The organism is Litorilituus lipolyticus (assembly GCF_006439335.1).
Classification (GTDB): Bacteria; Pseudomonadota; Gammaproteobacteria; order Enterobacterales; family Alteromonadaceae; genus Colwellia; species Colwellia lipolytica.
Genome location: NZ_SAWY01000001.1, coordinates 176,749 through 191,912, shown reverse-complemented (window position 1 = coordinate 191,912; position 15,164 = coordinate 176,749). Strand labels below are relative to the sequence as shown.

Sequence of the window (15,164 nt, the reverse complement as noted above, 5' to 3'; positions counted from 1 at the left end):
GAACGCTATCGTTTGGTCAAATAATGCTGGCGTTTGAATAATAATAGTAAAGCGATGGCGAAGAGAGCAGTGCTGAAAGGCTCAGGAATTTTGTTCGCTTCAACTGTTAAAACATCTGCAACTACTCTTCGGTTAGCTTGCGTGTCATATGGTATAAATGAAAACTCATTTTCAGTAGCAAAGGAACTATTAAAGACACCATCGTTAAATTGTGCGATTCCCCAACCTAGTCGTGATGTGTTACCCGTAAAGACGCCTTCATTCCATAATATTTGCGATTTATCTAGGGCAGAAACAAAGCCCCAATTAGCTCCTATTGTGCCATTCCAATTATCAAGTACATCATAGGGAACTAAATTTGAAAACGTACTGGGAAAAGAAGGAGCCAAATAAGCATGAAACACTAAGGGTCCTATTGGAGTCCAGAAATTTTCATCTCCAGAGCCTTCTAGCCAAGAATTAATAATTAGAGTGTTAGTATTAGTATCTACGACACCCATCCATTGTGGGCCATCATTATCAATAAAGGTGATATTGAGTAAAGTTGCATGGGATTGATTAGAAAGAAATAAAATGAGTAAAGCAAATCTAAGAATTTTCATCATCGGTTATCCTTGGCTTAACTGTTAACACATTCATTTAATGCATAAGTTAAGCCTAGAATAATAATAGTAAATAAAACAGTCTATTGAGTAATATGGCTAGTATTTATCAATTCAACTTGTAAAAAAATTCGACAGCAATTTATTAAACATTTTAAGATTAGTAAGGTGCTGCTTTTTTAATTCCACGCAAATAACAAAACCTAAATTGATCAGGGTATGGGTAAACATCTTTATATATACCATCGGCCACATTTTGTTGACATTGCTGCCAATAGCTCGCTTCGAGCAGATCTGCATGATGCAATTTGAATGCTTTTAAATAGTTAGGGTTTGCAAGGGCAAAAGTGGCTAACTCTTCTGGAAACATATCGCCAGGAGCTACTGAGTACCAAGGCTCAGCTGCATATATTTGCTCTTCAGTCACTGGTTCTGGCTTCACGCGAAAATTGACTTCGTTCATGTAAGTAATTTCGTCATAATCATAAAATATCACCCGACCATGACGGGTAACCCCGAAGTTTTTCAGTAACATATCGCCAGGAAAAATATTAGCAGAGATAAGTTGTTTAATGGCTTCTCCATAGCCATACATGGCTTCGTTAATCTTTTCAGTTTCTTTATTTTTAAGTGCTTCAGCTAAATAAATGTTTAGTGGTACCATTCGGCGTTCAATATACAGGTGCTCAATAATGATAAGGTCATCTTCAAAGCGAATAATAGATGGAGCTACTTTCATTAGCTCTTCAAGTAACTCCTCACTAAAGCGATTTTTCGGAAAGGCTACTTCGGAATATTCCATGGTATCGGCCATGCGACCAACCCTATCGTGTAACTTAACTAGACGATATTTTCCTTTTACATCTTTTTTGGTCATGTTCTTGCTTGGTGAGAACTTGTCTTTAATTATTTTAAAAACGTACGGATATGAAGGGAGGGTAAACACCGACATAACCATACCTTTTATCCCCGCTGCGAGTTCGAATTTGTCTTCGCTGGTTGCTAAGTGGTTTAAAAAATCACGATAAAATTGGGTTTTCCCTTGTTTATGAAAACCAATAGCAGAATATAAATCAGCTTTTGTTTTGTGAGGGATTAAGCCTTGTAAAAAATTAACTAGGGCATGAGGGTGCAGGCAATCAACAAAGAAATATGCTCGAGCAAAACCAAAGACAACGGCCATACTTTCGCTGGTGGTTAACAGTGCATCTATGGTTAAGCCGCCCTTTTCATCGTGGAGTACTGAAACAATAAAGGGGGTTTCACCTGCAGGTGATAAAACACGGCCAATAATGTAAGCACCTTTATTACGATAAAAAGTAAAATTTAAAATATCAAAGGTTAAGTCTTCTAATTTAAAGCGTGTTTTTTCTGCTTGGCGTCTAAAAGCACGAATCAATGTTTCAACATCGGCATCAAGATCTTGGTAAGGAATTTCGCTTTTATGATCGTTCATAATGTCGAAAATGGTTTCTTTTAAACCTTTTTCAACGGGGGTATAGCGTTTATAAATTTCTGGCGTTTCTTGCGCATCTAGTCGACTAGCTGTGCTTTCAACAAAAATATAAGCATTATGGTAATATTTACGTTCAAATAAGTGGCAAAACACTGAGTTATAAAAGGTTTCAGCAAGTTCAGGCTGTTGGTGTGTTTTTAATAGTTTGATATATTCACGCTTAACCTGTTGCCAAAGCTCACCATCAAGTTCTTGTATAAAAAAATCTTGTTTAATTGTGTCAAATGTCTCGTTTACCCTTTGATCATAAAAAGTTGTTCTTGCTTTAGCTGCTTCTTGGACTTCACTCCATTGACATAACTCGAACCGTTGCTTGGCAGACTGAGTTATTTCGATAAACAATTTTATATGACGTTCAAAACCATTAAGCATGGTTTTGGCGAGAGCAAAAGCAAGATTATTCATAGCACCAACCTATATTTGGGTAAACTATCTAGTTTAGCGTGGTTATTTCACACAACTGTTTGAAAACCAGCATACGATAAAAACGCTTTTGAGTGAGATAAAGTTTGCTAAATAGTGGTTATAAATAGAAATAATAAGCTTTCATTGATGTTTATCAATTTTGTCAGACGAGCGATGTTGGAATAAGCAGGAGTAATTGCTTATTTGTCTTGCTATCAAAGGCACTCAGCATTAAAATTAGCCGTTTTAAAATTTACCGGTTCGCTTGTCATTTAAACATAGCTAATTGCTACAAGTTAACTTTGTATTTATCGATTTAATAAAAGTACCTCATGCGCGTATCTGATTTTTCATTTGACCTTCCTGAAGAGCTAATTGCTCGATACCCAATGGCGAACCGTACTGGCAGCCGATTAATGACCTTGAACGGTGATACAGGGGAGCGTAACGACTTAAATTTTACTGATATTATTGAGCAACTTAATGCGGGGGATTTACTGGTTTTTAATAATACTCGTGTAATTCCCGCACGTATGTATGGTCAAAAATCTACAGGTGGTAAAATAGAAGTACTGGTTGAGCGTATTGTCGATCAACATACTGCCCTTGCGCACATTAGAGCGAGTAAATCGCCTAAAGTAGGTGCAGAGTTAGTCTTACAAAATGAATCGGGTGCATCAGTAAATGCTACTATGGTTGGCCGTCAAGGTGCGTTATTTGAATTAAAATTCCATGGTGATGAAAGTGTATTAACGGTCCTTGAAAATATAGGTCATATGCCGTTACCCCCTTATATTGATCGCCCTGATGAAGACAGTGATAAAGAGCGCTACCAAACCGTTTATAATGAAAAGCCTGGGGCAGTAGCTGCTCCAACGGCAGGTTTACATTTTGATGAAGCCATCCTAGAAAAAATTAAAGCCAAAGGTGTTGAACTCGCTTTCGTTACGCTTCACGTTGGAGCAGGAACATTTCAGCCAGTAAAAGTTGATGAGATTTCTGATCACATAATGCATGCTGAATATGTTGAAGTGCCTGCTGATGTTGTTGAACAAATTCGTACTACAAAAGCCTCTGGTGGTCGAGTAGTTGCAGTGGGGACTACCTCAGTACGCTCTTTAGAAAGTGCGGCAAAAACCGCAAAAGAGCAAAACCAGCCATTAACTGAGTTCTATGGTGATACTGATATATTTATTACCCCTGGCTATGAATTTCTAGTGGTTGATGCATTGTTAACAAATTTTCATTTATCAGAATCAACATTATTAATGCTAGTGAGTGCTTTTGCTGGCTATGAGCATATTATGCCAGCTTATCAGCATGCTATTGAACAAAAGTATCGATTCTTTAGTTACGGCGATGCGATGTTTTTAACGAAAAAATCTATTTAATTGAGGTAAAGGCGAATGACACTATCACAGTGTTTTGCTCTTTACCGTTAACCTAAACACCGCCGGCCTGTTTTGCTAGTGGGTGACTTGAGTAAGAAAAATGACAGTGACTGTAAAAAATAGAATGAAATATGAATTAATCACTAAAGACGGTAAAGCGCGTCGTGGTCGATTGATTTTTGATCGTGGTGTAGTCGAAACACCTGCCTTCATGCCTGTTGGCACATACGGCACAGTTAAAGGTATGAAAACTGACGAAGTAGAAGCAACAGGCGCCGATATTATTTTAGGCAATACGTTTCATCTAATGTTAAGACCTGGCACTGATATTATTGAGCAGCACGGTGGTTTGCATGGTTTTATGAATTGGGATAAACCAATTTTAACCGATTCAGGTGGTTTTCAAGTATTTAGCTTAGGCGAGATGCGAAAAATTACCGAAGAAGGGGTACGCTTTAGTTCGCCTGTTAATGGTGAAAAAATTATGCTGACGCCAGAGCGCTCTATGGAAGTTCAGCGCAGCTTAAACTCTGATATTGTCATGATCTTTGACGAATGCACGCCATACCCTGCGACTCATAAAGAAGCAAAAGACTCTATGGAGTTATCACTTCGCTGGGCACAACGCTCAAAAGATGCGCACGGCGACAGCCTAAATGCCCTATTTGGTATTATTCAAGGTGGCATGTATGAAGATTTACGTGAAGTTTCTGTTAAGGGCCTAAAAGCGATTGAATTTGATGGTTATGCCATTGGTGGTTTATCGGTAGGTGAACCTAAAGAAGATATGATTAGAATTTTAGATCATACTGCGCCCTTGATACCTGAGAATAAGCCCCGATATCTGATGGGAGTAGGTAAACCTGAAGACTTAGTTGAAGGTGTACGTCGCGGTATAGACATGTTTGATTGTGTTATGCCTACACGTAATGCCCGTAATGGTCATTTGTTTGTAAATAACGGAGTTATTAAGATCCGTAATGCGAGCCATAAAACCGATACTGGCCCACTAGATCCAACGTGTGATTGCTATACCTGTAAGAATTATTCTCGTGCATATCTACATCATTTAGATAAGTGTAAAGAGATTTTAGGCTCGCAGTTAAATACCTTACATAACCTGCATTTTTATCAAAGAGTGATGCAAGGTTTGCGTGATGCTATCGAGCAAGGTAAATTAGACGACTTTGTTGAAGAGTTTTATGCTTTGCGTGGCCTACCTGTACCACCATTAGCAGAAGGAAGTGAGCAAGTTTAGCTCAAAACAGAATTATGGTTTTTATAAGAATAGAAACTAGCTATTTTAATTAAATAAGAAGAAGTAAGAGGATATTATGAGTCTATTTATTAACACAGCACATGCTGCTGCAGCTCCAGCTCAACAAGGTGGTGGCATGGAAATGATCATCATGTTAGCAGTGTTTGGTTTAGTGTTTTACTTTATGATTTATCGCCCACAAGCTAAGCGCATGAAAGAGCATAAAGGCTTAATGGCAGCATTATCAAAAGGTGATGAGGTACTTACTCAAGGTGGTATCGTAGGGAAAATAGTAAAAGTATCTGATGAAAAAGATTTCATCGCAATTAGTGTTGCAGAAGGTACAGAAGTGACTATTCAAAAAGCAGCAATTAGTGCGGTATTACCTAAAGGCACAATGAAAAACTTATAAAAGATTTCCTAAATGAATTGGCTTACTAGTAAAAGTAAGCCAATGAGTTTAGTGAAAACAATTATATTAGTGCTAAATAAAAGATAAAAAAGGACACATTGTGTTAAACAAATACCCTTTATGGAAAACACTGATGGTGATGTTCATTATCGCTATAGGTGCGCTCTATGCCACACCAAACCTTTATGGTGAAGCTCCTGCTGTGCAAGTTTCTGGTTTACGAGGTGTTGAAGCGGATGCAGCAACACTTGATCAAATCAAAGCACAACTAGAGCAAAATAATATTGCTTACGACAGTATCGCATTAGAAAAAGGTCAAGTTCTTACGCGCTTTAAGAGTACTGATTCTCAGTTAAAAGCTCGTGATATTCTTGATGAAAGCTTAGGTAAACAATACTCAGTTGCGCTTAATTTAACGCCGAATACACCAGATTGGTTAGCTAACATTGGTGGTACTCCAATGAAGTTAGGTTTAGATTTAAGTGGTGGGGTTAGCTTCTTAATGGAAGTTAATATGAAAGAAGCCATGGCTAAGGCTAAATCAGGCATGGTTAGTGAGTTTCGTTCTGAACTTCGTAATGAAAAAATTCGTTATCGCACAGTGAAAGAAGATGGAAATGCTATCAGTGTCATTTTCCGTAAAGTAGAAGACTTACAAGCGGCTGAATCATTACTTGAAAAACGTTACCGAGATTTATTGTTTAAAACCGATGAAGATTCATTAACGTTAAAAGCAACAATGACTGAGCTGAAAGAGAAAGAAATTCGCGAGTATGCCTTACAACAAAATATTACTATTATCCGTAATCGTGTAAATGAGTTAGGTGTTGCTGAACCGCTGGTACAACGCCAAGGTAAAAAGCATATAGTTATTGAATTACCTGGTGTTCAAGATACGGCGAAAGCGAAAGAAATTCTTAATGCCACGGCAACTATCGAATTTAGACTTGTTGATACTGAAGGTGACTTAGCGAATGCATTAAATGGTCGTATACCCGCTAGTTCAATCTTGTTAACAGATCGCGATGGTAAACCATCACTTTTGAAAAAGCGTATTATGTTAACAGGTGATCATATCACTGATGCAAAATCTGGCTTTGATGAGTATTCACGTCCGCAAGTTAATATCTCTTTAGATAGTGCTGGCGGCAGCAAAATGTCGAATGGCACTAAGAATAATATCGGTAAGCCAATGGCAACGGTATTTATTGAGTATAAAGCGACAGATAAGAAAGATGCTGAAGGCAATATAATCTTTGAGAAAGTTGAAGAGATCATCTCAATTGCCACCATTCAAGCACGTTTAGGTAAATCTTTCCGTATTACCGGTGCAGGTAGCCAAGCAGAAGCACATAACTTAGCGCTATTACTTAGAGCGGGTGCTTTAATTGCGCCAATTACTATTGTAGAAGAGCGTACAGTTGGTCCAACGCTGGGTGCTGAAAACGTTCAACTAGGCTTTAAAGCGATTATGCTAGGCTTTGCTTTCGTTTTTGCGTTTATGATGTTTTATTATCGCGCCTTTGGTGTGGTTGCTAATTTAGCACTAGGCGCTAACTTAGTATTAATTGTTGGTGTTATGTCGATGATTCCTGGTGCAACACTTACTTTACCTGGTATGGCGGGTATTGTATTAACTGTTGGTATGGCTGTTGATGCTAACGTACTTATTTTTGAACGTATTCGTGAAGAAATACGTGAAGGTAAGTCAATTCAACAAGCGATTCACCAAGGTTATGAAGCGGCGTTCTCTACCATTATTGATGCCAATATCACCACCTTAATTGCAGCGCTTATTTTATTTGCTGTTGGTACAGGTCCGGTAAAAGGTTTCGCGGTAACATTATCAATTGGTATTATCACTTCGATGTTTACCTCTGTTGTTGCTTCAAGAACCGTAGTTAATGCTGTTTGGGGTGGTAAACGCCTTGACAAGCTTTCTATATAGTTAAGGTGAGACTTTAAAGATTATGTTTAATTTAAGATTAAAAGAAACTGTCGCCTTTATGAGCTATCGCAAGTTTGCGATGATATTTAGTGCAGTACTAATGCTGGCAGCGGTTACATCGCTTGCGACTAACAAGTTAAATTTTGGTTTGGACTTTACCGGCGGTACCTTAATCGAGGTAGGTTTTGAGCAAGCGGCTGACTTAGAGTCACTTCGCGATGTGATGACCAGCAACGGCTTTCCTGAAGCGAAAATTCAATTTTATGGCAGTAGTAGCGATGTTGTTATACGTTTAGGTTTACGTGATGACGTTAAGGCTGAAATGCTAGGCAACCAAGTACTTGATATTCTTCAATCAAATACTGGCCAAAATATTGATATGCGACGTATTGAATTTGTTGGTGCAAGTGTTGGTGATGAACTAGCAGAGCAGGGCGGATTAGCGATGCTAACTGCACTTATTTGTATTTTGGTATACGTTGCCTTTCGTTTTGAATGGCGCTTTGCAATTGGTTCAGTTGCGGCATTATTCCACGATGTATTGTTAACCCTAGGGTTATTCTCAGTTTTAGGTTTAGAGTTTGACTTAACTGTACTTGCGGCAATTTTGGCTGTTATTGGTTATTCACTGAACGATACTATTGTTGTATCAGATCGAATTCGTGAGAACTTTCGTAAATTGCGCACAGGTACTACAGAAGAGATTATCAATACCTCATTAACGCAAACACTTAGCCGTACGTTTATTACTTCAATCACGACCTTGCTTGTATTAGCAGCGTTATTTTTCTGGGGTGGTGCTTTAATTCACGGTTTTGCAACGGCATTATTATTTGGTGTGTTTGTTGGTACGTACTCTTCAATTTATGTCGCTTCATCGGTTGCATTGTCTTTAGGTATCTCTAAAGAAGATTTAATCCCTGAAGTCATTGAAAAAGAAGGTGCAGATCAAGAAGAAATGATGCCTTAAGTTCTTTTTGAAAGAGTAACTAAAAAGATTGAGAACCGATAGCTTGTACTGTCGGTTTTTTTTGCCCCTAGAAAAATTCACCCCTTAAGATGAATTACACTAGACTTAATGGACTTGGCATTAAGCTTACTGTATGCTGCACGCCCTTCCACAAGTTATAGCGCCGAAACGGTTTTTAGCACTTACTTATATTATTTTTAAGAGAGTTTTTATGAGTTTTACCTCATTAGGTTTATCTGAGCCAATTCTAAAAGCCGTAGCCGAGCAGGGCTATGAGACCCCTTCACCGATACAAGCGCAGGCTATTCCTGCTGTAATATCTGGTCGTGATGTTATGGCCGCGGCACAAACCGGAACGGGTAAAACGGCGGGCTTTACTTTGCCTTTGCTAGAGCGTTTGATAAAAGGCAATAGAGTTCAATCAAACAATGTGCGTGCATTAGTGTTAACACCAACGCGAGAACTAGCAGCACAAGTAAATGAAAGTATTGAAACTTACAGTAAATATGTCAATTTAAATGCCACTGTAGTTTTTGGTGGGGTAAAAATTAACCCTCAAATGATGAGGTTACGTCAAGGTGTTGATGTATTGGTAGCTACACCAGGGCGCTTACTTGATTTATATAACCAAAATGCAGTGAAATTTAGTCAACTTGAAGTGTTGGTGTTAGATGAAGCTGATCGCATGTTGGATATGGGGTTTTTAAGAGATATTAAGAAAATCTTAGCGCTATTGCCACAACAGCGTCAAAACTTATTGTTTTCAGCTACTTTCTCAGCAGATATTCGCGCCTTAGCCAAAGGTTTAGTTAATAAGCCGTTAGAAATATCCGTTAATCCAGAAAATAGTACTGCTGAAAAAGTAACCCAATGGATCACTGCTGTAGATAAAAAACGCAAGCCAGCAGTTTTGAGTTACTTAATAAAAGAAAACAATTGGCAACAAGTATTAGTCTTTACCAAAACCAAGCATGGTGCCAATAAACTTACGCGATTTTTAGAAGCAGAAGGATTAACTGCGGCTGCTATTCATGGTAATAAAAGCCAAGGTGCACGCACTAAAGCCTTAGCGGCATTTAAAGAAGGCACCGTACAGATTTTGGTTGCAACGGATATTGCTGCTCGTGGTATTGATATAGATTTATTACCACAAGTAGTTAACTTTGAATTACCTAATGTCCCTGAAGATTACGTACACCGTATCGGGCGTACGGCACGTGCAGGGAATACAGGTCAAGCAGTATCCTTGGTTTGTGCCGATGAGTTACCATTATTGTGGGATGTAGAGCATGTTATTCAACAGCATATTGAACGAAAAGTGCTAGAGAAGTTTATCCCAGTAAACGAACTTGGTGAGTCAAGACCAATCAGACCTTTAAAGGCTAAGAAACCTAAAAAACCAAAGAAACCTAAAGCGGCGAAAGTCGAGCATAAAGATGGTCAGCGATCGGGTGAAAATGCTAGTGGTCATCAAGTACGTACCCCTAAAAAAAGAGGCCAAGTAAACGCTGCACAACCGAAAGCAAACAAGCCTTCTTCCAAAGCTCGTCGACGAAAATCTAATCCAAAAAACAAGAATACTCATCAGTAATCATTATATGTGAGTAATAGAGTACTTCTTAATGAGGTACTCTTAATGGGGATTTACCAACTTAGGGCGATCGCTTTTAAGTCTTTGTCTTACTAGAATAATATACAAAAATAAATTACAGTGTGTAATACTGTTTTATTTTTAACCTGTCTGTTAGTAACACGTGCTTAAGAGTTTGTATTGTAGCTACGAAAGGAATGTCTATGTTGTTTAATATTCTTGTTGTTTTGATCATTATTGTCGTTGCGGTTTTATTTTTAACTAGAAAAGATAAAAGGCAATCTAAACATCAATATTCACATATGGTGGATGAAGCAAAGATCAATGCCAAGAAGAAAACAACTCATAAGCCAATTAATGCAGAATTTGTCGATGCAAAACCAGAAGAAAGCATAAGTAAAACCAAAGTAAAAAGTGAAGCGCCAGAAGACTTTTTAGCTTTTCAAGTAAAAACATCTGACAAACTAACTAATGAGCAACGACAAGTCATTACAGAAATTACCCAATCATTTCGAAAACCACACCCTTTATTGTTACCGTTAACTCAACGCTCCTTTGAACCAAATGAACTTTTTGAGTTAATCAAAAAAGACACTGAAATGACGGCCAAAGTACTTAATGCAGTGAATTCTCCCCTATTTGCTCTACATCAGCCCATTACCAATATTAATCATGCCATTATTTATTTAGGCGTTGGGCAAGTAAAAAGCATTGCAATGCAGTTTGCTATGCAGCAAGGAATGAAGTTTACTGATAAAAACCAAAATGAAGCCTACCAAAAGTTATGGAAAGCTAGTTATTTAGCAAGTTCATTCTGTGCACTCGTTGCTCAAGAAATGGGTGAAGAAAACCCTGCGGAACTATCAACACGTTGTTTACTTTCTTATTTAGGTGATTTAGCTATTTTGTCTTATAAACCGTCAATGGCAGGCTTTTATTTGGATGATTTTACATTATTCGAAAGAACCAAGGTCTTCCAGGAGTCAATGGGGGTTAATGCGGCCATTGTGGGTAAATATCTCGCCAATCAATGGCAATTGCCAAATGTCATAGAATCAGGCATTGATCATAGTATTTTACCGTTAACAAACGGTAAGGTGATCAACGATCTCAGTCATAATGAAACTCGCCACCTGCTACTGTGCTACTTATCATGTCGCTTGGGCGATCTCGTGTCCTTTAATGGCTTAACTGATGTGCCTGATTATGATGAAGTAAGTTATGAAGCACTTGGAGAGTTAGAATTTTATTATACTCAGGAGAATATAGAGCTAGCAGGGGTTAATAAAATTAATGCTGTCATTGCAGATCAAGCATTTAAAAAGAAATTAAATAAGATTATAGCTAAAGTTAATGCTGATATTTAGTGCTTACTGTTCGAGCAAGAATCGCTTTAGAGTGAGTAAATATATTAGCTAACCCTAAAAGATATTAATGGCCTTATCTGTAAGTAACTTTTGATAGGTCTCTCGTAACGTTTGGACAACACTTGCGTCGGAGTTTTTATTCATCGCAAAATATAATGCGCGATCATTTAAAGCGCTGATAGGTCCTATTGCTTCAATGTCATCGCATTGTTTACTGTTGTGCTGACAAATTTCATCAAATGCGGTTAAGTTTGCCGTAATTAGTTCAACTCGCTTCTTGGTTAACAGCATAAATACTTGCTTAGCGGTTGCAACAGGGACTAAAGAGTCGAAACCTTGATTTTTCAGTGCTAAATGATTTGCACTATTGAGAACAGTACCAACCCGATATTGATGGTATTCAATAAGTGGTTTAGCTAAGGGTATATCCTTACTTTTAAGTGCAAATAAATAATATTGAGGCTTCGATATAATACCTATCCAATGAAAATTATCTTCGCGCTCAGGGGTTCTCACCATTGAGTAAATAAGTGTATTAGGGACTTGCTTAGCTTCTTTATATGCTCTTGCCCAAGGGAGAACACGAGTATCAAAGTTAAAACCTGATTCATTTAGAACTTTTTCGACAAGATTAGCGGCTGGTCCTGCCATCTCACCAGATGCTTTCTGGTATTGCAGGCTGGGGGCATCTTCTGTAACCACTGCGATAGTTTGAGCTAGTGTGCCAAATGATATTGAATATAAACATGCAAAAATACTGAGCATAAATAATCGTTTCAACATTGTTAACCTTTTTGATCACGCAAGCTATTAAGCATTCTATGTTAGTACAGATAGTATAATGAAAAAGCGCCAGTAGCATTGACACTATGGCGCTTTAATTGAGGCAGTAATTTATTTACTTAAAGCTTCACCTAAGTGAGGGCGAATCTCTTTTAAAATCTCTTTTTGTAAGCGTGTGCTACTAGCAACGATGTTACCTGATTTTGTTTGATTATGGCCACCAGTAAAGTCAGTCACTAAACCACCAGCTTCAATTACCAATAGCTCACCAGCAGCAGTATCCCAAGGTTTTAAGCCAATTTCAAAGAAGCCATCTACACGACCAGCCGCTACATAAGCTAAATCAAGTGCAGCTGAACCTGCTCTTCTCATATCTGATGTTTTTGCAAATAATGCACCAAACATTGCCATATAAGCTTGGGTGTGTTGTTTATGTTTAAACGGGAAACCCGTTGCGATTACTGTACCTGATAATTCTTTATGATTTTTAACACGAATTCTAAAGCCGTTAAGTTGTGCACCTTTACCACGACTGGCAGTGAAAAGCTCACCGCGAATAGGATCAAAAATCACAGCTTGATCAAGTTTACCTTTCACTTTTAAAGCGATAGATACGGCAAAATGAGGAATGCCTTTTACAAAGTTTGTTGTGCCATCTAATGGGTCAATAATCCATTGATAATCATCGTTTGAGCCCTGAGAAATGCCAGATTCTTCACAAATAATTGTGTGATCTGGATATGATTTACGAATAGTTTCAATAATGGCTTCTTCAGCATTGATATCAACACTGCTAACGAAATCGTTAGTACCTTTTGATTCAATTTCAACTTTATCAAGTTGCTCAAAAGAGCGAACAATAACTTTACCAGCTGTACGCGCAGCGCGCACGGCAATATTTAGCATCGGATGCATAATAGAGTACCTATTTGTAAATGGCTTTTAAAAGAACGAAATTGATTTTCTTCACTCAGAAAATCAAGCGCGGCGGAGTATAGCAAAGTAAATTAGAATATGCGATAGAAACAGAAAAATAGTTGTATATATTTTGACCGATATTGCGAGGATTAGTTCTATATAGACAAATCAACTATTAAATAATAATTCGCCATAGCGTTTTTAGCACATTGTACGTGCTTTTTATTAAGTACAGCAGTACTCTTCTATGGTAGAATTAATGCAATTTAGCCGTCTAGACGTTTTGACTAGTCGAGCAATCAGTAATTCTTGAAAAGTGTAGAGTAAAAAATGACAGATACAGCAAACAATAAGCTACCTAACAATTTATTGGACCGAGTTAAAATTGTATTAGTAAATACATCTGACTGTAGAAATATGGGGTCAGCGGCTCGTGCCATGAAAACAATGGGCTTAAGTCAATTAGTGTTAGTTGATCCGATTGAAATGCCAAATGGGCAAGCACAAGCGCTAGCAGCTGGTGCCACTGATGTATTAGCCAATGCTCAAGTTGTTAGCACCCTTGAAGAAGCGATAGCAGATTGTGGCTTAGTTGTAGGTACAAGTGCGCGTTCTCGCACTTTGCCATGGCCAATGTTAGAGCCAAGAAACTGTGGTGAGAAAATGGTGAGTGAAGCGAGCGAATACCCTGTTGCCTTGGTATTCGGCCGTGAGAGTAGTGGTTTAACTAATGAAGAATTACAGTTATGTCATTTCCATGTGCAAATACCAGCTAACCCAGAATATAGCTCGCTGAATTTAGCGATGGCGGTACAAACGTTAAGTTATGAAGTTCGTACAAGTTATTTACTCGCTCATGATCAAAATTTTCAAGAGCGTAGTACAGGCAATGGTAACGATATTTCAAAACCTACTAGTGAAGATGATGAACTTTTTCCGGTGGTTGAAGAGACAGAAAGATTTTACCAGCACTTTGAAGAAGCGTTAAAAGCAACAGGCTTTATTGTGCCTAAACATCCAGGTCTAGTGATGACAAAATTGCGTCGATTATTTAATCGTGCTCGACCTGATGTTAAGGAAGTTAAAATGATGCGTGGCATTTTGGCTTCTATTGAAAGAACAGCGAAAAATAATAAATAACTACCTGAGTCTATGGTACTTGGGTAATGAATTGAAATAAGGAAGCATTATGTTTAAGCGTATCAAAGAAGATATCAATAGTGTCTTTGATAGAGATCCTGCTGCTCGTACGAGTTTTGAAGTTTTATTGAATTACCCTGGTTTGCATGCGATTTGGTTTCACCGACTTAGTCATAAATTATGGAAGGCTAACTGGAAATTACTTGCCAGAATATTCTCAACATTTTCACGGTGGTTAACAGGTATTGAGATTCACCCTGGTGCAACCATAGGTAAACGATTCTTTATTGATCATGGCATGGGTGTTGTAATTGGTGGCACTGCTGAAATTGGTGATGATGTTACCTTATACCAAGGTGTTACCTTAGGCGGTACAAGCTGGAAAGCAGGAAAACGTCACCCTACTTTAGAAGATAATGTTGTTGTTGGTGCGGGCGCCCAAGTATTGGGACCTATCACTATAGGTAAAGGCGGTAAGGTAGGCTCTAATTCTGTTGTGGTTAAAGATGTGCCTGAAAATGCTACTGCTGTAGGTATACCTGGGCGAATTGTTCCTGACAAGAAAGAAAAAGAAGAGAACAGTAAACGCGAACAAGCAGCAAAAGAGTATGGCTTTGATGCTTATGCGGTTTCTCCAGATAATCCAGACCCTGTTGCCAAGGCGATAGGTCGATTAATTGATCATGTTCATTTAATGGATAATCGTGTAACAGATTTATGCAAAGAAATTAATGCCATGGGCGGTGATGTGTGCTCTAAAGATTTACCAGAATTGCGTGTTGGTGAATTTGTTGAAGATGAAAAAGCTGCAGCTGAACGTAGAAAAGGCATTGTTGAAAGCTTTGATCCTGAAATTTAACGAT

The 15,164-nt window shown here is 38.2% G+C and carries 13 protein-coding genes; 9 read left to right on the top strand and 4 right to left on the bottom strand.

The window, feature by feature from the left end; all coding sequences use genetic code 11:
* Window positions 1-5: 5 nt before the first annotated feature.
* Both EPA86_RS00895 and aceK read right to left on the bottom strand, forming a co-directional pair.
* A complete protein-coding gene (locus EPA86_RS00895; protein ID WP_140600953.1) occupies window positions 6-605 on the bottom strand; it encodes a hypothetical protein in 600 nt (199 codons plus the stop codon).
* Between the two features lie 157 nt (window positions 606-762).
* A complete protein-coding gene (gene aceK, locus EPA86_RS00890; RefSeq protein WP_140600951.1) occupies window positions 763-2,523 on the bottom strand; it encodes a bifunctional isocitrate dehydrogenase kinase/phosphatase in 1,761 nt (586 codons plus the stop codon).
* Window positions 2,524-2,855: 332 nt separating this feature from the next.
* On the opposite strand from aceK, the gene queA reads away from it, so the two are divergent.
* The 7 genes from queA to EPA86_RS00855 all read left to right on the top strand — a co-directional run bounded on the left by queA (window position 2,856) and on the right by EPA86_RS00855 (window position 11,460).
* Entirely contained in the window at window positions 2,856-3,914 is a 1,059-nt protein-coding gene (queA, locus tag EPA86_RS00885; protein ID WP_140600949.1) for a tRNA preQ1(34) S-adenosylmethionine ribosyltransferase-isomerase QueA, read from the top strand.
* A 124-nt stretch (window positions 3,915-4,038) separates the two neighbouring features.
* The gene (gene tgt / locus EPA86_RS00880) at window positions 4,039-5,172 is read left to right on the top strand and encodes a tRNA guanosine(34) transglycosylase Tgt (RefSeq protein ID WP_170309530.1); all 1,134 of its coding nucleotides are present in this window, start codon (window positions 4,039-4,041) and stop codon (window positions 5,170-5,172) included.
* Window positions 5,173-5,248: 76 nt separating this feature from the next.
* Complete coding sequence (gene yajC, locus EPA86_RS00875) at window positions 5,249-5,584, top strand: preprotein translocase subunit YajC (protein WP_140600946.1); 336 nt, start codon at window positions 5,249-5,251, stop codon at window positions 5,582-5,584.
* A gap of 100 nt (window positions 5,585-5,684) precedes the next feature.
* Window positions 5,685-7,532 carry a protein translocase subunit SecD gene (gene secD, locus EPA86_RS00870; protein ID WP_140600944.1) on the top strand — a complete coding sequence of 616 codons (1,848 nt, stop codon included), beginning with the start codon at window positions 5,685-5,687 and terminating at the stop codon, window positions 7,530-7,532.
* A 22-nt stretch (window positions 7,533-7,554) separates the two neighbouring features.
* Window positions 7,555-8,502: a protein translocase subunit SecF gene (gene secF, locus EPA86_RS00865; RefSeq protein ID WP_140600942.1), complete on the top strand. Its 948-nt coding sequence runs from the start codon at window positions 7,555-7,557 to the stop codon at window positions 8,500-8,502.
* Between the two features lie 211 nt (window positions 8,503-8,713).
* On the top strand, window positions 8,714-10,093 hold the full coding sequence (locus EPA86_RS00860; protein ID WP_140600940.1) for a DEAD/DEAH box helicase: 1,380 nt from the start codon (window positions 8,714-8,716) through the stop codon (window positions 10,091-10,093).
* Between the two features lie 203 nt (window positions 10,094-10,296).
* Window positions 10,297-11,460 carry an HDOD domain-containing protein gene (locus EPA86_RS00855; protein ID WP_170309523.1) on the top strand — a complete coding sequence of 388 codons (1,164 nt, stop codon included), beginning with the start codon at window positions 10,297-10,299 and terminating at the stop codon, window positions 11,458-11,460.
* Window positions 11,461-11,514: 54 nt separating this feature from the next.
* On the opposite strand, the gene EPA86_RS00850 is transcribed toward EPA86_RS00855, so the two are convergent.
* Both EPA86_RS00850 and suhB read right to left on the bottom strand, forming a co-directional pair.
* A complete protein-coding gene (locus EPA86_RS00850) occupies window positions 11,515-12,243 on the bottom strand; it encodes a substrate-binding periplasmic protein (protein ID WP_140600936.1) in 729 nt (242 codons plus the stop codon).
* A gap of 111 nt (window positions 12,244-12,354) precedes the next feature.
* Window positions 12,355-13,158: an inositol-1-monophosphatase gene (gene suhB, locus EPA86_RS00845; RefSeq protein ID WP_140600934.1), complete on the bottom strand. Its 804-nt coding sequence runs from the start codon at window positions 13,156-13,158 to the stop codon at window positions 12,355-12,357.
* A 333-nt stretch (window positions 13,159-13,491) separates the two neighbouring features.
* On the opposite strand from suhB, the gene trmJ reads away from it, so the two are divergent.
* Both trmJ and cysE read left to right on the top strand, forming a co-directional pair.
* On the top strand, window positions 13,492-14,301 hold the full coding sequence (trmJ, locus tag EPA86_RS00840; RefSeq protein WP_140600932.1) for a tRNA (cytosine(32)/uridine(32)-2'-O)-methyltransferase TrmJ: 810 nt from the start codon (window positions 13,492-13,494) through the stop codon (window positions 14,299-14,301).
* A 49-nt stretch (window positions 14,302-14,350) separates the two neighbouring features.
* Window positions 14,351-15,160 (top strand): serine O-acetyltransferase, encoded by an 810-nt coding sequence (gene cysE, locus EPA86_RS00835; protein ID WP_140600930.1) that lies wholly within the window; start codon window positions 14,351-14,353, stop codon window positions 15,158-15,160.
* The last annotated feature ends 4 nt before the right edge of the window (window positions 15,161-15,164 follow it).